This window comes from Brevibacillus schisleri, from assembly GCF_055685845.1.
On record NZ_JBVNDM010000001.1, the window covers coordinates 4,537,710 to 4,553,072 of the forward strand.

The window sequence follows — 15,363 nt, forward strand, 5'->3', positions numbered from 1 at the left end:
GGATTTTCTATCTTAGAGGCCATCTCAACACACCGTTCCTTTCCCATGTTTCGAACACTTCCATTTTGTCAGGATCTGACCTATGCCACTCAATGTATTCCTCTTTTGTGAGTGCATCGAGTATTGTCATGATCCCGCCTCTATCTCTCCCTGTCTTGATGCACAGTTCATCAATAGTTGGTGTTCTGCGCCGCCCTGCCGAATAGTTTCCGATCACTCGCAAGACTTTCCGCTCGATATCAGACAGCAAATATAATCACTCCCTTAAATAGGAACGTTTGTTCTTATTTTATGACGAGTGACGAAAAAAGAAAAGCCCCACTTTTTATTGGAGCACTACCGCGTTAGTTTCACCTGGTCCATATTGTAATATTTTTCCCCAACCGTCTGGCGGCCCATACAGTTGCCAACCAGGACCACCGTCCAAGCTCAGTTCCCAATCAGAACCAGTTTCGAAATGCATTGCGTCCCAACCTGGACCATCATCCATTTTCCATTCAGGTCCAGTAAGTAGGATTTGTGGTCTTTCTCCGAGGTCAAAACTCAGTGCGGTGCCGCGTTCACCAAAATCTCTTAAATTGTAGGTCATTCTACCACCTCGCTTTTTCTCAATCATACAATTGTTGCCAAAAACAGAAAAGCCCTCCCACGGATTTTACTCCGAAGGATGACTCTTTTTGCTGATGGATCATTGGTCAGTCGTAGCCTGGTATATAGATGGGGGTTGAAAAACCCCCTCTCTTCGTTGTTAGGAATGGTTTTGGTTATCTATATTATAAAAGACATTCATTCTTAATCAAAATAAAGGCTCCATCTCACCTACATTAGTAGCCCACGTAGGAACGCAAGCCTTCGGATCGACAGAGCCATTTGTTACTTTTACACAATGAAGAAAGACGAACCCATTTAAAGCTCTTACCCAACGGGTTCTTAGATCATGAGGATACCCCCACTTTAGAGGGTATAAATTAATCCATTCCAAATAATATAAAAAAGCCCACTTTGGGCTTTTTTATATTGTCTATTATTGTAATCTGGTACTTTTTTTCAAAGCATCTTCACTAATATGGTCCTGATTTGGCAAACCAATCCTAGAAAAGTATCCACCAAACTGTTGGGAAAGTAACTCACGATGAGGTGTATTCAATCGCAGACGCTTACCATGAACTTCGCGGAACTTCATTAAAAAATCGTATTGAATTGTGAATATTTTTGAAAAATCCACAATTTGGTAAGACATATGTAGGTCTGTAAACTCACCATCATAATTCCCAATGATAGCTTGGTTAGGTATACGACCTTGATATACCATTTTTACATGGCCCCATCTATCTCCATTTACTTCTAAAGTGCTCACATCATAAAGTGGCGCAATTACCACTTGCTCATTTGGATTGTTTTCGAGATCGCACGCTTGTGTTAATACTACAACTTTTGCAGTGTAAATAGTTGTCTCAACACTTCCAACATAATCCTCTGCCTCAGGATCAAGAGTTGGGATAGGAACAAAAATGGGACACCCAGAAAAAATATCTCCCTGGCTAACCTTCTCTGTTTCATCTATTGTTAGGTACCAAGTGTTGCTCATGCTTACCCCCTATGAGTTGAGCTTTCTTTGTGGTAAAACACCAGCACGAATTATCTTAGAGGTAACAACTCGTTCTGAAGTAAAGGGCTTTGATTTGATGTTTACAAATCCTTCTTCTTCTCTGGTAATAACCACCCGTTTAGGGAGTGACCCAGCACGATTAATAACACTCTCGACGATGCGACCTTTTAAGTTGTAAGGGAGGCGATTATCAACCATTTTGCTCTCCTCCAATTGGTCAGGATTAACAAGGTATAGAGCATTTGCAGTTGCAGAATAGCTCTGATTATCCTCATTATATCCATTTTCAGGTCCTGACAGTACAGTTCTAGAGTAATGATTTCCACCTTTAGTGAAGGCTGCTTGCATCATTGAACTGTTTGAGATAGGACTGACTACAGTTGGTGAATATACCCCATATGAAAAAGAGATTAATGTAATTGCCCCTATGACACTCTTTAGAGGTCCTAAAGCATTTTTTTCTACATTCGTAGGAAATAACACCTTATTCTGTTGCTGCTCGTCAGAATTGTTGTGTATTTTATATTGCAATACACCTTGTGTCATAAGCTCTCTTGTCCTTTCACAGCAATTGGGAATTCTGCAATTTGTTTATCATTGAAAATGATAACCGTTCTGTAAATTCCTTCACGTCGAAATACGACATTACGGAAATCAAAGTTTAGCATAAGCCCACGTACTTCTTCGGGTATATCCTTTGTATCTGGATTACTTGGTAGTGACATCGTGCCTGTATCGATGACATTCTCACCATCCGGATCAACAAAAAGAATCTGGAATTGCTGATCTTTTGATGTATCAAGATCAAATACACCGAACACAAGCGAGAAAGAAAATAAACCAGGTACAAATAACGGTTTAAAAATATTCAATGGACCAGTAATCGTCATTTGTTGTTGGCCCTGATTATTTATGTTCAGATTTGTACCCTCACAGTAAACGAAAGTTGAAACAAATGGCATATGAACCCTCCACCAATTCTCTTCATTGCTCATAGATGTAACTGACAATGAAGCTGAGGATAATAAAAAACGCTTGTCTACACTTTTATTTTACAGCATATGTCAAGACCTCCCCACAAAACCTTGCAGAAGTTTTCCTCATTATTTATTGACAGCCTACCTTGCTTATAATTTCAAGCTTGCCTCCTTCTGCTGCTCCCCTTTTGACTTTCTATTTTACCTAATATTTCCTTACGCTCGCTAAATCTCTGGTAGTGTAAACTTCTGTAAGTAAGTGTAATGTTACTCACCCACACCTAACCACTTGCCGAAATAAAAAAAGCCCCCCACCCAATTAAGGGCGAGGGGCGAACAAAAGTTGATCAACGATACTAACGATTTGAAGTTGCAAGTCTTCGCTTAATCCAATGGCAGCTCCGGCGATGCCGAGGGCACCTGTCAGGATCAGCAGCACGCTCTTCTTGTTGTTTTTCAGCCAGTCTTTCATACTGTCACACATCCTTTCAGTATTACGGTTTTGGTTTCTTGTACCCACTCCACTTGTAGACCAAGTGCGACAGCAATTTCCCGGGCTGGTGCATAGGACGTTCCTGCTTCGATAGTGACTGTCAGCTGCTTGCCATTCACTGTTACGGATTTCGTGTCTGGGCACCATCCTGGCGTGACTCCTGCAGCTTCAGATACCGCACGCACTGGAAGGGTCGAGACGCCATCTTTGAGGTAGCCTTGCACTGGCAGCAAGGTTCCGTTGACCTCGATGGATACCTTATCCACAGGTCTATCAACAGGTTTTTTCTCTGGTTGGGTACATTCCTTCGCATAAAAATCATTAACATACTTCACTGGATGTATGTGGTTTCCAAAACCGAAACTCGGTCCGTTTTTCCGAACCTCATAGTGTAGGTGCTGTCCTGCTGATTTTCCAGTGTTCCCTTGCCGACCGATCACCTGACCACGATCAACGAACTGTCCAACTGAGACACAGTAATCTGTGAGGTGTGCGTACATATGTAGGTAATTGTCTTTGTCTTTGATGATTACTGTGTTTCCAAAACCACCGACCCCAGTACCTGTTTGCCCCATATTGGCATAAACAACCGTCCCGGCTATGAAAGCTTGAATGTTTGCGTATGCTTGCTTTACTAGGTCAATTCCTGTGTGAATTTCTTGTCTTCCATTAATTGGGCTCTTTCGTGGACCATAAGGACTGGTGACTCGATACTCTTGCATCAAATGAATCATAATCACTTGAACTCCTTTCTCGCCGCTCTCTCGGTCTTGGCTTTGATCTCAGATCCGACAAGGTTAACGATGGACTTTGGCACAGGCCATCCGGCTCTGTGAGCATTTGCAGTTAAGCTGTTCCATGTGTGGTAGATTAGACCAAAGGTGACGCCGTAAAACAAAAAGCCTGGCGTGCCCATGACCTTATCAAGCAGGTTTGCCAGTGCTGGTAATGCAAAGAGAAATAATGTCCGTGGAATGCGACTCAAACCGTAATCAGAGGAGTATGTTTCGTCCTTTTTGGAAGCTGTTACGCCTGTGATCCAATCGAGTGCAATCATCAAAAAGAGTACAATCAGGATGTCCTGTCGATTTTCCCCATAGAAGTAATGAAATACAGGAGTCAGAAAAGCTCCTGCCGTTGCTGCAATGCCATTAGCTGGTGTTGCTACGTTATCTAAGCTCTGTGCGAACCTCATCAGTTCATCCTCCTCACCCCATGGGGGCAAAAGTAAAAGGAGCCGCGTTAGCAGCTCCCTATAAAACAAGCTCTCTCCATTTTGTGGAAAGAGCTTTATGTTTCTAAAGGCATGCCGTCTGTCCCCAGTCCAAGCGCCTCTAGATCACTTTTAACTGCTGGCTGTAGGTTCAGAGGCACACTTTCAAATGTGCGTCGTCCAGCAATAATAAGAGCTACATAGATCGCTACCATTACTCCACCTCCTTTCAAAGAAATTAGCCAAATGCCCAGTTTATAAAGAAGGTTTGTTAGCATTAATCATTTCCTGCACTTCCTTTTGAAAATGAACTGGTACTTGTTCTATAGTTCGTCTTCCGGACTTTACCAAGTTATAGTAAATATCTGCCATTATTTAGTTCCTCCACTCTGAGATTTAAGGGCAAGAAGTTCCTCATATATTTGAGCAGTTGCCTCCATGATCATGAGTTTGTCTTCTTTTTCTACCACAAGTTCAGATTCCAGTTGAGCGATTCTTATCCTTGGGTCTTTGGCATTGTTGTCATTGATTTCTGTAATTGGCTTCGGATTTCGATATTGCATCAATCGAAAGCACCCCCAAATCCATTTAAAATCACTGTTTCAGTTGCAGTACCTTTTGTGATTTTGAAATGAATGTTGATTCCCCATTTGCCTGACGTAGATGTTGTATTCGCGAATTGATACCCACGTTTTGCTTGCACTTGACTCGTAACGTTTTCCCACTGCGGCTGTGTGTCATATGCATTGTTACAAGCTTCTACAAGCAATGTAGCTCCTGTGGGAATCACACCATCCATTGTGACCAGAATTCTGTTTGCCTTTTGATTGGTGGTAAAGAAGCTTTTCACATCAGGGTTCGAATAATTGAGTTTAAATTCGATGCGGTCATCTGTACGAACAAAAGTAAAGATTCGATCCGAATAAGCCCCTTGATTGTCGATCGCCCTAATTTTCAATTGGTGCTGAGCTAGCGATGTGCGTAGCCATTTGTCATTTGTAATCGTTACCGTGTAGTTTTGTCCGCTAACACCCGGGAATGAATTAAACAATACATTGTCTAGGTAATATTCGATGGTAAATGGATTCCCTTCCGGATCGGTGACACTAAAACTTTCGGATGGAGGTGTGCTGATTTTCCCTAAGTTTTTATCTGTGCCTGAAATAACTGGAGGCCGATTCCATACAACCTTAAAGGCTCTCGTTTGATTTGGTGACGTACCAGATTGATCGTCCTGTGCCCAAACATATAACGTATGGTCAGTACCTTCAGCAAGATCGTACCCTACAACATCCGTAGATCCATCCCATAGACGTTTATTGCGGTAGGTTAGATCCTTGGCAAAAGAAATCGGCGTACTTCCGTTAGAAACTCCAGAATTAATCGCCATAGCGGTTCCGTTATTGATTTTGTACCAAGCACTTACAACATTCCCTGCATCTGAATCCATTACAGAACCAGAAATGGAATACGTCGTTCCCTCCGTCAAGGTTTGATTGTTGGCAGGTGACGTGAGCGTGAGAGTTGGCGGAGTGTTAAACAACGTGATAACAACAAGACCGTCACCACTACGTAGACCAGGTGTTGTCGAGGCATTAGTAAGTGTTCCAACATAAGATGAACCTCCGCCTCCGCCACCAACATTTCCTCCACCACCACCATAGTAACCGCCTCCGCCTCCGCCGCCCTGGGTGCCAGATGCTCCTCCAGTTCCGAGCGTACCAGGCAAACCTTCGCTACCTGTACCGTTAGCGTTTGATCCTCCTTGTCCTCCAGACGACTGTGTTCCGCCAGTTGCTTTGATGTAGTTAAAAGCCCCATCTCCACCTGTCAGTCCTCCACCATCACCGCCTTTTCCCCAAGGTTCAGCATTACCATACCCACCGCCACCTCCACCTGCCACAATAATTCGATTAGCAAGGGCTGATCCTCCAACTCGCACGTCACTGGCGCCGCCGCCGTTAGTATTGCTGCTAGTACCAGACCTTTTTCCTCCACCGCCATTGAAACCAGTAAGCGTCCCACCAACAAAAATATTTAACACTTGTCCAGCAGATGGTACATACTCACCAACAGCATAACCGCCTTTACCGCCAGCAGTCGCGCCTGCTAAAACTGACGGACCTTGTGCCCCCCATGCTTCAATCTTGATTTTTTTTACTCCATCAGGAACCGTCCAAGCTTCTGCTGTTCCCGTATATAGAAAAGTGTAAGTTCTCCTCCCAAGCACGTCCGTTCCTATTACTGGTGCCACACGCATCCTCCTTCCTTCCGCAAATGGCCGTTATCGGTAGTGATCATACTCATACTCATACTCATACTCATACTCATACCTCCAAACGTGAATACACTGCATTGTAGTAACCATTCGTCAGCGCGATGTCGTCAATCGTTTCTAGACCATTATCAAATAAGTTGTGGATAAAACTATCGGGGAACGTTGCTTTGATTGTATCGATTTGGTTTTGCAGATTGTTGATTGCAGATTCAAATTCTGATCGCGGAATATGGATATTTGTGTTGTTTACATGAGCATTGAAGTCAGAGATAGTCACATAAGCTGAAGGCAGAATGTTCGCTGTAACAGATGTCGTATTGCCTACAGCGACATTTATTTGAAATTCACGCGAATATGGACCAGCTGCAATTGGTGGGATATAATCGCCGTTTGATCCTGCATTTGCGTAAGCATACAGAATTTCTCCGTAATCAGGATCATTGGCAAAAATGCCAAGTTCACAGGAATATGTGATTTGGTTGATATTGGTGTTTTCGAAAACGGCTTTGATTTGCGCTGTGTCCCCATTGATCGAAAACGAGCTGATTGGAAAATATCCGATTGGTTGTACAAGTTGAGTCAAATTGCTTGGATCGCCACTGACTTGCCCTGAACCAATCCCCATTTTTGTATAGACAAGTGGTTTTCCAGTCTGTGATTTGGCATACAAGACTTTACCTAACTCCGTAATGATCATCGTACTGTACTGTGCCAATGGTTAGGCCTCCTTTCATTATTCCGGACTTGGAAAAGTAAGTTGGGTTGTATCTCTCATAGTGACAATCATCCCGAGATAATCCTTCCGCGTTAACTCAGTTTGCCACGCCACATTTAACCGCACTGTAGATGGTTTTGGAATGATGTAACCGACTGTGATTAGTTCCACACTCTGCAAGCCAAGATCGCCACGTATCGTGCCTTTCATGGTCATATCCTGATTGTCGGTAATCATCAATTGTGCGTCTGGAAAAAGACTGTCCCACATGTCATAAATCTCTGGAACAGTACCATCCCATTGGTTTTGTGCAATTTTTGCTTTAAGAGCAATTCGGTAATTGTGATCATCTAGGACAGGTGATGATCCGTCAGCCAATTGAAAAGGCAGGAACCTTGTCCTGCCGATTAACTCACCGAGTGTATCCAGTTGTACACCGACTGCATTTTCAACATCAAAAGCACTCGGGATAATATTGGAAATCGTTTCTGCGTCATCAGCTTTTTGCAGGAGCGCTGATAGCCATGACATGAATTTTGGGCGGTTGTAATGTTCTGAAGTAATTAGGTCTAAATATGGTTGAATCGCCACGTAATCACCTTCCTTATGTGACGTTTACAGTTACGTTTGTTGCCGATCCTCTTGCAGCCTCGTTAAATAGCAACACGATGTCTGCTGTTCCTTGCGGCTGTCCGGATTTAGCTGCAGTTAAGCCAGTAATCGAAAAGTACGGACTTGTCGGAATTCGGTTTGCCTGTAATGCAGCACCCCATAAGCTGGATAGGGTCAAGTTATTGCCGAGGAATAAACTATTGATGTAATCAGCAATATAGCTTTTCATGTCTTCCGTTGTTTGGTTTGTATAACCTGGCAGTTTCTTGACATTAACGACAACATCAATATCCACATAGGTAGGTCGATAAAATCGTATTGGTGTAATTTGATCATAGCGATCCGTTACGTCTACCTCTGTCGTTCCGTTTGTATAGCCACCAGGAGTTTTACGTGTAGCGATAGCCTGTGCGATATCTTGGTCAGTTCCACCTTCTACAACAGCTGTGATAGAGTGCTCTGGATGCCCCATTGCATTGGTCTGCCCTGTATCGTTTTCGTATACTTCAAACCGTGTAACGCCACCTACGTTCGCTATAGCCCCTTTAATACCTTCCAGAACAGCACGACTCGGATTTGCAGTGCTTACCGCTTGTTTCGTTCGCAATTTAGGGTCACTTTCCACATCGGTTCCCGGTGTTGAATCAATCGGATTTGTAATACTCGTCCATCCTAAAGTTGGGGTTTCGATATACTTGATCGTATATGCAGGTGCATAAATAGCCCCCAACGTTTGGCATGTTGCAACGGTAGATATAGTGCCATTCGACCCGATAGTAACCGGTGATAGAAGATTCCACTTCATCCCGTTTTCATCTCTTGCTATCCCTTGTGTAATGACAGTGCCAGGAGTGCCGCTTAAAACTACTGGTGCCGTTGATGCAGTTTGTCCAGTGCGCTTGATACCATTTATACCAACGACTACATCCAATCCTGTTCCTACGGCAGTAGATGGACCTCGACTGTTATAGGCAGCTTGTGCAGCAAGGTGACTATCATAAATTTTATTCGCAAATACAGAAATCAACTGATAATCTTGGCTATCGTTTCCAAGATAAATGTCTTGTCCAAAAATTTGTTTTGCTTGGGCAATCAAATCATCTCGAATATCCTGATATGTCGGCATATGGTAACCACTCTCGTCTATATAAGGGGCGAAGTAAGCCATGTTTATCCTCCTTTCGTCAGAATGTATAACCTATTGGGATTGTCACACCAAATGTTGTTTCAGCTTCCCCTCGAAATGAATAGGTCCGGTTTGCGTATGAACTTTGAAACTCTACAATATTTGCGACATTTGGTGTCCCTAGGATTCTTTCTTGAACCAACAAATCTACTTGCTGCAATTCCCTCTGATCTCCACGGGTGCCTAAGATATTTTGAAAGAGTGGTAGTCCATCGTCTTGTTGTCCCCACCATTCCCCTTGCAACAGCAAAAGTCTGGTTTTTATCGCTTGTCCGACTGCTGCGGCATCAATCAACCATGGCTTGCCCATTGTGTAATCGCCATTTTCAAGTGGTCGATATCTCATTGGTCAACTTGACCCCCTCCATTTATCCAGTTGGTATAGTCGGTTTGATTCGTGATGTTTTTACCGTTTATGCGGATCACTGGAGCGACAATATCAATTGCATCCTCTTCTTCATCAGTGATCCGAATGAACTTTGTGCGTTTATCATTTCGCAATTCAACATGCTTTGTTGAATATTGCTCCAATTTCCTTGGTTGGCTCCATAATCCAGGAATGGCGATTGCGTCTGAAAGATCATGGCGGCGCTGCTCAATCTGATTTTGTACGCCACCATTGGAAAACCAAGCATCAATGCACATGTCCGAAAAGACAATTAAGCACTCATCACCTTGTTTGATTGGGAAAGTCAATGTATATCCACCGCCCCGCGGAAAAACGACAGGAACATCTAACAGCGGCGGCAACTCAATCCATTGATATTCGAGGCTTTCTTGTCGTACACGCTCACGCAGAGCAACTTGAACAGTGGCTGTTTGAGTAACTGGATCAAACTCTTGGATGGTTCCCGGAACACTAACGCGTAGTTGATTAAAGACACGATCCATTAACACATTGTAAAACTCCATCTCATTGTTTTTGAGACGTTCATTTATTGGTACTGGCATATTAACTCCTCCACGGATCTCCATTTGGCGATACAAGCAAACCCGGAATAAACCCGCCAGCTTGCGAGACGGTTGTACACTCTGTGTACCAGTTGTCACCTCGTGTATCTCCACTGTGATGAAGTTCCACTATTCGGTAAATACCTGCTGTATCAAGCGATCGAGGAATTTGCCCAAATTGAAAAGTGTGGGCTTGAATCAATTGATTATTGATACGAACCAGCGAATTCAATCTCAAACGCGGATTTAGCAAGCATTTGAAAGTAACGCCGTAATCACTTTGCATCGGGGTTCCAATCAGTCCAGATTCGGGGGATAAATCAACAATCTCGTTCTTAGGATAGTCAGTCGCCTTGATGATGTTCACCTTGCCGTCATCTGTATAAAATGTTGCAGCATTAGATTTCGCTACTTGTTGTAGATAGTCTGGCGATTTACCGAAAAACACTTTACCTCGCGTCAATTTAGCCTCGGACAATCCTTCCGAGATAGTCCCAAGCTGCATAGGTATTTTTGCTTTACTTGCTACATTTTCTATAATATCCCTTGCCGTTAACCCCTTAGCTGTAGAAAAAGCAACAAACGGCCCGAGATTCAATGCTCTGTCGCTATCGAGAGAATTAAGCGTCAGTTTATATGTCACACCATCCTCTTTGCCTCGAATGGCCTGAACAACATCCCCCATAAAAATCAACCCATATTGTTCTCCTTCATATCCGGATTCAATATAGATTGTGTCCCCTTCGTTGATGAGTTGATTCTCGGTTTCAACATTTAAGTTGTAGATTGTCACATTAGAAAACTGAGGTTGAAACATCGTTTTGTAAACTTCAAAGGTGCATCTAAGTTCAGAGACGTCCAGAGCGGTTCCTTTTGAATTAGCAACAAGCACACGATAACGACGTCCGTATAAAACATTCCCATTCCTCTGACTGTTTGCAACCACACCATAATTTGACGCTGGAATGAATGCATCGTTGATGGGACCTAAGCCCGCTTGGGCGTTTCCTGTCTGCCCGATCGTATCCGCACCCACATTCATCCCAGGAGTATAGGCGGACTTAGCAGCGTTTGCAGCTTCTCCATTCACATACTTTAGGTAAATGTTTAATCTTCGCTGATAATCTCGATCTGGTATCTTTGGACCAACATATTGAAGAGAAAACTCACGGAAATTCTGTTTAGATGCTTTCCAAGCCCGTCCAATAACTTTTACAGCTACCGCTGTAGCAAATTGGTCATTACTCAAAACTAATGCTGTTTGTTGTTGTAAAGTAGATGGCCACGTTAAATGCATTCGAGATGCGATTGCTTTGAATGATTCGGTGTGCCATTTTGGCCATACTTGACCAGGACCTAATGCGTTTCCGTTGTCCCCTGTTTTGTTGGTAAAATTGGTCTCGGCCTCCAGTGTAGCTAGAACAATTGGAAGGTCAACACCTTGTACTTGAGCTTCATATATAGCGATGTTCCGGATATCTCCCACATAACCACCCCCAAGACTTGACGAAAAGAAAAACGCCCCTAAAAGGAGCGTCTTTGAAATAAAACTATTTTGTAATATGGATATCCACATGGTCTTTTCCATCATATATTCGTAAGCTCATGTTTTCGGCCTGGGAGGTAACAGGTGTATAAAAATATACAATCAAACTTATCTCCTTATATGGATCAAGCTTTAGCTCTGGAAGATAAACGGGGCTTCCTGGAACCGAAAACGCATCCGCATCTATGCCGATCGTGTAAAGTTCTTGACCTTCTGGTATTTTTCTAGGTACTAACATAAAGTTCTCTTTCGAAATATTGACAGGATTATCACTTATATTACTAACGATTACAGGTACTCCCCAAAATTGCATTTCTTTTCGCCCATGAGCCGCGCGCAGTTCAACATTCCCATAATCTTCGATATCTCTATTAACTTCTGCAAATTGACTAATAGTAAATCCGTAGTCAATCGCAGATGGTTTGTACTCCATAATCAACGGCTTATTATACTCAAAAAAATAACGAAAATCTTGCATGTTGCTTATTTTGGCATATCCCTTTCTGTCCGCATAATCAACAAGCTGATTCAAGTTTTTTACATTTCTCAAAATATCGGCCTGAGCTTGATCTGACATCGGTCCGCTTATAGCAGCATGCACAGGAATCGCTATAATCGAAACACAAATAACCAAGACGGCAATTGTACTAAGATAAAATTTCTTTACCAATTTGAAAACACCCACCCTTCCAAATTATTACCCCGGCACTTTATCGATACCTGTATGCTAGCATATTTCTCTTGTTCGGATTTGTCGAAATTTGTAGAATTCCAAAAAATTATTAAGTTATATTGTTGCTCCACACCAACAAATGATCTTTTCCAAGAGATTCAAATGTCGGCATAGAATTATCGCCCGTAACAGAGATAAGAATCGCGCTACCAATCCCCAGATAACTATATTGATTCAACAGGTTAGCTGATGGATAATCACCAGTCACGATAGGTAGTGCATCAATTAGCAATTCTCCACTACCATGATCAGTGATAGACATAAACCAATATCCACCTGGAGCATTGTATGTTAGTGAGAAGTCCAACGTAATATTCTTATTGTCAACCGGCAATGTGCAAGTGAATGTTTGGTTCGTGCTGGGTGTAATTGGCAAAATGGATGTAGACATTACTCATCCCCCTGTTAGCTTTTTCACTACATCTCCCGCCCCTGTTTGATATAATACGCTCCCAGGATCAGGTTCCAATTTACCTTTATTTGCTTGATTCGTCACTGAAGGTTTAGCACTGATTTTTACAGTTCTAACTTGAGCTACAATAATTTCTCGCAAAAGCACTGTGCAGCGCAGGCCCCATAACGTTGTGTAATCGTCAGGGGCGCTTATTTCCTCAATGAGCATATTTTGATACAACCCTAAACGTGAGTGTACCTGTAATGGTACCCTAAGGGCTTGGAGTTCCTGTAAGACCTTGAACGCTTGAACCGAACGACTCCAGCCCCCCGTAAATTGCCCCGGAATCAAACTTGTCGCTGTGTCAGACATCCCTATCTCCATGCTTACTTCTTTAGGCTGGAGAAATGCATGGTCAGTTAATGCAGCCCCTGTTTGAACTGGGTGTTGCGTGATATTCAATCGGCTAGTATGTGTTGATCGTAAAATAGCATCAAAAAACCAACCACCAATGTTTGTCTTGAGGTAGACAAGGGAGGCGATTGGTTTGCTGCTCAAATCTAGTAGGGGATTCATTGCTCTTCCTCCCTTATCCAAAGATTGATTTCATATTGCGGATATTCAAGCCCGACCATTGAGACCATTGTTGATTAGCCTCCTGAGCTGCTGATTTTGGATCAGTACTGGTAATATGGAATACTGGTTTATTTTCATTTTGAATAATGGTCTGATTTGAGTTTGTTGAGTACATATAGTTGCCAGCATACGTTCCAGTAGAAAGCGCCTGGTAACGCTCGAACACCTCTGGATTGATTGCTCCAGCCAGTAGAGTTAAACCATTCTTTAGGTCCAGATTATAATTCTTGAATCCTTTGATGAGCTCGGATTCGTTTAGAGCTTTCTTAAAGGAAGGTTCAAGTCCTCTTGGTAGGTTGTTTATGCTTGCATTTAATCTATCATTTTGTTTGTCTGCCCCCGCGGTGGTTGTATTGCTCAAGAATGGATTAGGAGCATTTTCATCAGCAACCATGAAGTTGAAAAAGTCCTTTACCTTCCCTCCGTAGTGATCACCAAAAGAATCTTGTCGCTTTTTCAATTCGGCAAAATCCCCTAACGCCTTATCAATTCCTACATCATCACCAGATACCCATGCTTTTGCTAGTCTCAGGGTAGCCACAACAGAATCAAGGGTGTTTTTAATTCCTTCTAGTGCAAACTTCAGTGTGCCAGAAATAAAATTGCTGAGCCCTTCTAAGATAACTTGGACTTCATCTAGTTCGAGGAATTGAGAAACAAGGTCAGCTACCCAGCCGATCGTATCGATAAGTTCCTGACTTAAATCAAGAACCGACTCGAGCAATCCGGAAAGAATTCCATCATTATTCAGCTCATCAAAGAAAGCAAATACCCAATCTGCAAATCCTTTTACTACTTTATAAATTAAATCGAATGTAGACTCAAACGACTTTTGCAACGATTCAAGATAACCTCGTTCATTAAGTCGCTGTATAAACGATCCTATGCCCTCCACAGCACGTTTTATCCATCGGTCAATGGTTTGCATTACCTGATCGAAGGCACGTCCAAAACGGTCGATTACTCCTGTATCCTTTAGCATCTTGTAAAAGTCAATTATCTTCTTCCACAGAGGACCAAATGCGCTGTTTCCGCCCTCAACATACGTATAGAAATCATCAAGCAACAGAAGTATGCCTGTGATTAGTAAGCTGATCCCGATGAATGGTGCTTTAATTGCGATAAACAGCCCTAACAAAGCTGTAGTAATCAATTTAATCGATGTGGGGACTCGTTCGCCAAGCATAATAAAAAGCCGCAGGATGTCCCTACCGCCTTTTACCATCGCAATCCCCAATCTGACAAACCAGCTTAGAAATTGCGCTATATCTTTGCTCCATTTCGGCATACTCTTGATGATTGCATTATTTAATCCGCCGAACCCCTTTTTGATATTCTTAATCGGACCTTCTAAATACTTGAATAGGTAAAACCCGATCCATTGGAGTCCATATGTGGCTTCCAAACGCATCCGTTGAAACTCAAATTTAATGGACCGGATCGTCTTCATTTGATTCTGGAATTCAGGAGGCGGCTTCATTTCGTTGATTGTGGCTCGTAATTGCTGGAAGTTACGAAGCAATTCTGGACTAAGGTAAAGGTCCTCTATCGTTGCATTCATGGCCTTTAAAGTGTTGTTCAGCGAAGCAGCAGCGTCCTTTGAAATCCACATCCGCGTGGCGAATTTCTCAGACTCCAAATCAGCTTGTGCCAAATTGCCAAGAAATTTTGCAATAGCAACATTTGCAGTTGCTATCGTGGTGGCGATTGCCGTTCCTGCAACAGCAAAACTTTTGACCGTCGAACTTGCAAAGTCCTTTACGCCTTCTTCCAATGAACCAATCGCTTTGTTTGCTTGCTCAAAAGACTTCTGATCAACGGACATTCCTAAAGAGACTAGATACTCTTTGATTACATCAATCACGGCAACATCCCCTCTCCCTGCAATTCGGCAGCTGCTTTTGCCCTTCGTGAATTCTCTGCTTCCACTTCCATCATTTCGTGAGCGTCCAGCAAATCATCAATATCAAATACATCCTCTATTAGATCCCGGTGGTTCCATAGCTTTGCCATGACTGGT

The 15,363-nt window shown here is 42.8% G+C and carries 23 protein-coding genes; all 23 read right to left on the reverse strand.

The window, feature by feature from the left end; all coding sequences use genetic code 11:
* Window positions 1-7: 7 nt before the first annotated feature.
* The 23 genes from ACUUHJ_RS21280 to ACUUHJ_RS21390 all read right to left on the reverse strand — a co-directional run bounded on the left by ACUUHJ_RS21280 (window position 8) and on the right by ACUUHJ_RS21390 (window position 15,356).
* Window positions 8-250, reverse strand: a complete 243-nt coding sequence (locus tag ACUUHJ_RS21280; RefSeq protein ID WP_472299842.1) for a hypothetical protein — start codon at window positions 248-250, stop codon at window positions 8-10.
* Window positions 251-325: 75 nt separating this feature from the next.
* The gene (locus tag ACUUHJ_RS21285; protein WP_472299843.1) at window positions 326-589 is read right to left on the reverse strand and encodes a hypothetical protein; all 264 of its coding nucleotides are present in this window, start codon (window positions 587-589) and stop codon (window positions 326-328) included.
* A 435-nt stretch (window positions 590-1,024) separates the two neighbouring features.
* Window positions 1,025-1,588, reverse strand: a complete 564-nt coding sequence (locus ACUUHJ_RS21290) for a hypothetical protein (protein ID WP_472299844.1) — start codon at window positions 1,586-1,588, stop codon at window positions 1,025-1,027.
* A 9-nt stretch (window positions 1,589-1,597) separates the two neighbouring features.
* Complete coding sequence (locus ACUUHJ_RS21295) at window positions 1,598-2,155, reverse strand: hypothetical protein (protein ID WP_472299845.1); 558 nt, start codon at window positions 2,153-2,155, stop codon at window positions 1,598-1,600.
* Window positions 2,152-2,571, reverse strand: a complete 420-nt coding sequence (locus ACUUHJ_RS21300; protein ID WP_472299846.1) for a DUF6941 family protein — start codon at window positions 2,569-2,571, stop codon at window positions 2,152-2,154. The genes ACUUHJ_RS21295 and ACUUHJ_RS21300 overlap by 4 nt, the downstream gene beginning before the upstream one ends.
* Before the next feature lie 334 nt (window positions 2,572-2,905).
* Window positions 2,906-3,058, reverse strand: coding sequence for a hypothetical protein (locus ACUUHJ_RS21305; protein WP_472299847.1), 153 nt, complete (start codon window positions 3,056-3,058; stop codon window positions 2,906-2,908).
* Window positions 3,055-3,813 carry a peptidoglycan DD-metalloendopeptidase family protein gene (locus ACUUHJ_RS21310; protein ID WP_472299848.1) on the reverse strand — a complete coding sequence of 253 codons (759 nt, stop codon included), beginning with the start codon at window positions 3,811-3,813 and terminating at the stop codon, window positions 3,055-3,057. The genes ACUUHJ_RS21305 and ACUUHJ_RS21310 overlap by 4 nt, the downstream gene beginning before the upstream one ends.
* A 2-nt stretch (window positions 3,814-3,815) precedes the next feature.
* The gene (locus ACUUHJ_RS21315; protein WP_472299849.1) at window positions 3,816-4,274 is read right to left on the reverse strand and encodes a phage holin family protein; all 459 of its coding nucleotides are present in this window, start codon (window positions 4,272-4,274) and stop codon (window positions 3,816-3,818) included.
* A 95-nt stretch (window positions 4,275-4,369) separates the two neighbouring features.
* Complete coding sequence (locus ACUUHJ_RS21320) at window positions 4,370-4,507, reverse strand: CD1375 family protein (RefSeq protein ID WP_376897121.1); 138 nt, start codon at window positions 4,505-4,507, stop codon at window positions 4,370-4,372.
* Between the two features lie 40 nt (window positions 4,508-4,547).
* Complete coding sequence (locus tag ACUUHJ_RS21325; RefSeq protein ID WP_472299850.1) at window positions 4,548-4,664, reverse strand: CD1375 family protein; 117 nt, start codon at window positions 4,662-4,664, stop codon at window positions 4,548-4,550.
* Window positions 4,664-4,858, reverse strand: coding sequence for a hypothetical protein (locus ACUUHJ_RS21330; protein WP_472299851.1), 195 nt, complete (start codon window positions 4,856-4,858; stop codon window positions 4,664-4,666). Before ACUUHJ_RS21330 ends, ACUUHJ_RS21325 begins: the two co-directional genes overlap by 1 nt.
* A complete protein-coding gene (locus tag ACUUHJ_RS21335) occupies window positions 4,855-6,546 on the reverse strand; it encodes a glycine rich domain-containing protein (RefSeq protein WP_472299852.1) in 1,692 nt (563 codons plus the stop codon). The genes ACUUHJ_RS21330 and ACUUHJ_RS21335 overlap by 4 nt, the downstream gene beginning before the upstream one ends.
* Window positions 6,547-6,619: 73 nt before the next feature.
* Complete coding sequence (locus ACUUHJ_RS21340; protein ID WP_472299853.1) at window positions 6,620-7,285, reverse strand: hypothetical protein; 666 nt, start codon at window positions 7,283-7,285, stop codon at window positions 6,620-6,622.
* Window positions 7,286-7,303: 18 nt separating this feature from the next.
* A complete protein-coding gene (locus tag ACUUHJ_RS21345) occupies window positions 7,304-7,876 on the reverse strand; it encodes a baseplate wedge 1 family protein (protein ID WP_472299854.1) in 573 nt (190 codons plus the stop codon).
* Between the two features lie 13 nt (window positions 7,877-7,889).
* The gene (locus ACUUHJ_RS21350; RefSeq protein ID WP_472299855.1) at window positions 7,890-9,065 is read right to left on the reverse strand and encodes a baseplate J/gp47 family protein; all 1,176 of its coding nucleotides are present in this window, start codon (window positions 9,063-9,065) and stop codon (window positions 7,890-7,892) included.
* 16 nt (window positions 9,066-9,081) lie between these two features.
* The gene (locus ACUUHJ_RS21355) at window positions 9,082-9,429 is read right to left on the reverse strand and encodes a contractile injection system sheath initiator (RefSeq protein ID WP_472299856.1); all 348 of its coding nucleotides are present in this window, start codon (window positions 9,427-9,429) and stop codon (window positions 9,082-9,084) included.
* On the reverse strand, window positions 9,426-10,034 hold the full coding sequence (locus ACUUHJ_RS21360) for a Gp138 family membrane-puncturing spike protein (protein WP_472299857.1): 609 nt from the start codon (window positions 10,032-10,034) through the stop codon (window positions 9,426-9,428). The genes ACUUHJ_RS21355 and ACUUHJ_RS21360 overlap by 4 nt, the downstream gene beginning before the upstream one ends.
* Window position 10,035: 1 nt before the next feature.
* Complete coding sequence (locus ACUUHJ_RS21365) at window positions 10,036-11,625, reverse strand: phage protein (RefSeq protein WP_472299858.1); 1,590 nt, start codon at window positions 11,623-11,625, stop codon at window positions 10,036-10,038.
* Window positions 11,585-12,250 carry a hypothetical protein gene (locus ACUUHJ_RS21370; RefSeq protein ID WP_472299859.1) on the reverse strand — a complete coding sequence of 222 codons (666 nt, stop codon included), beginning with the start codon at window positions 12,248-12,250 and terminating at the stop codon, window positions 11,585-11,587. The genes ACUUHJ_RS21365 and ACUUHJ_RS21370 overlap by 41 nt, the downstream gene beginning before the upstream one ends.
* A 112-nt stretch (window positions 12,251-12,362) precedes the next feature.
* The gene (locus ACUUHJ_RS21375; RefSeq protein WP_376897135.1) at window positions 12,363-12,704 is read right to left on the reverse strand and encodes a phage baseplate plug family protein; all 342 of its coding nucleotides are present in this window, start codon (window positions 12,702-12,704) and stop codon (window positions 12,363-12,365) included.
* 3 nt (window positions 12,705-12,707) lie between these two features.
* Window positions 12,708-13,283: a phage baseplate protein gene (locus ACUUHJ_RS21380; RefSeq protein WP_472299860.1), complete on the reverse strand. Its 576-nt coding sequence runs from the start codon at window positions 13,281-13,283 to the stop codon at window positions 12,708-12,710.
* A 13-nt stretch (window positions 13,284-13,296) separates the two neighbouring features.
* The gene (locus ACUUHJ_RS21385) at window positions 13,297-15,207 is read right to left on the reverse strand and encodes a phage tail family protein (protein WP_472299861.1); all 1,911 of its coding nucleotides are present in this window, start codon (window positions 15,205-15,207) and stop codon (window positions 13,297-13,299) included.
* Window positions 15,204-15,356 carry a hypothetical protein gene (locus ACUUHJ_RS21390; RefSeq protein WP_472299862.1) on the reverse strand — a complete coding sequence of 51 codons (153 nt, stop codon included), beginning with the start codon at window positions 15,354-15,356 and terminating at the stop codon, window positions 15,204-15,206. Before ACUUHJ_RS21390 ends, ACUUHJ_RS21385 begins: the two co-directional genes overlap by 4 nt.
* Window positions 15,357-15,363: the final 7 nt, after the last annotated feature.

Excerpts from the sequence above, each read along its gene's own strand:
- ACUUHJ_RS21285 (WP_472299843.1), bottom strand. The coding sequence starts at position 589 with ATGACCTACAATTTAAGAGATTTTGGTGAACGCGGCACCGCACTGAGT.
- ACUUHJ_RS21290 (WP_472299844.1), bottom strand. The coding sequence starts at position 1,588 with ATGAGCAACACTTGGTACCTAACAATAGATGAAACAGAGAAGGTTAGC.
- ACUUHJ_RS21295 (WP_472299845.1), bottom strand. The coding sequence starts at position 2,155 with ATGACACAAGGTGTATTGCAATATAAAATACACAACAATTCTGACGAG.
- ACUUHJ_RS21300 (WP_472299846.1), bottom strand. The coding sequence starts at position 2,571 with ATGCCATTTGTTTCAACTTTCGTTTACTGTGAGGGTACAAATCTGAAC.
- ACUUHJ_RS21305 (WP_472299847.1), bottom strand. The coding sequence starts at position 3,058 with ATGAAAGACTGGCTGAAAAACAACAAGAAGAGCGTGCTGCTGATCCTG.
- ACUUHJ_RS21310 (WP_472299848.1), bottom strand. The coding sequence starts at position 3,813 with ATGATTCATTTGATGCAAGAGTATCGAGTCACCAGTCCTTATGGTCCA.
- ACUUHJ_RS21315 (WP_472299849.1), bottom strand. The coding sequence starts at position 4,274 with ATGAGGTTCGCACAGAGCTTAGATAACGTAGCAACACCAGCTAATGGC.
- ACUUHJ_RS21320 (WP_376897121.1), bottom strand. The coding sequence starts at position 4,507 with ATGGTAGCGATCTATGTAGCTCTTATTATTGCTGGACGACGCACATTT.
- ACUUHJ_RS21325 (WP_472299850.1), bottom strand. The coding sequence starts at position 4,664 with ATGGCAGATATTTACTATAACTTGGTAAAGTCCGGAAGACGAACTATA.
- ACUUHJ_RS21350 (WP_472299855.1), bottom strand. The coding sequence starts at position 9,065 with ATGGCTTACTTCGCCCCTTATATAGACGAGAGTGGTTACCATATGCCG.
- ACUUHJ_RS21355 (WP_472299856.1), bottom strand. The coding sequence starts at position 9,429 with ATGAGATATCGACCACTTGAAAATGGCGATTACACAATGGGCAAGCCA.
- ACUUHJ_RS21360 (WP_472299857.1), bottom strand. The coding sequence starts at position 10,034 with ATGCCAGTACCAATAAATGAACGTCTCAAAAACAATGAGATGGAGTTT.
- ACUUHJ_RS21365 (WP_472299858.1), bottom strand. The coding sequence starts at position 11,625 with ATGATGGAAAAGACCATGTGGATATCCATATTACAAAATAGTTTTATT.
- ACUUHJ_RS21375 (WP_376897135.1), bottom strand. The coding sequence starts at position 12,704 with ATGTCTACATCCATTTTGCCAATTACACCCAGCACGAACCAAACATTC.
- ACUUHJ_RS21380 (WP_472299860.1), bottom strand. The coding sequence starts at position 13,283 with ATGAATCCCCTACTAGATTTGAGCAGCAAACCAATCGCCTCCCTTGTC.
- ACUUHJ_RS21390 (WP_472299862.1), bottom strand. The coding sequence starts at position 15,356 with ATGGCAAAGCTATGGAACCACCGGGATCTAATAGAGGATGTATTTGAT.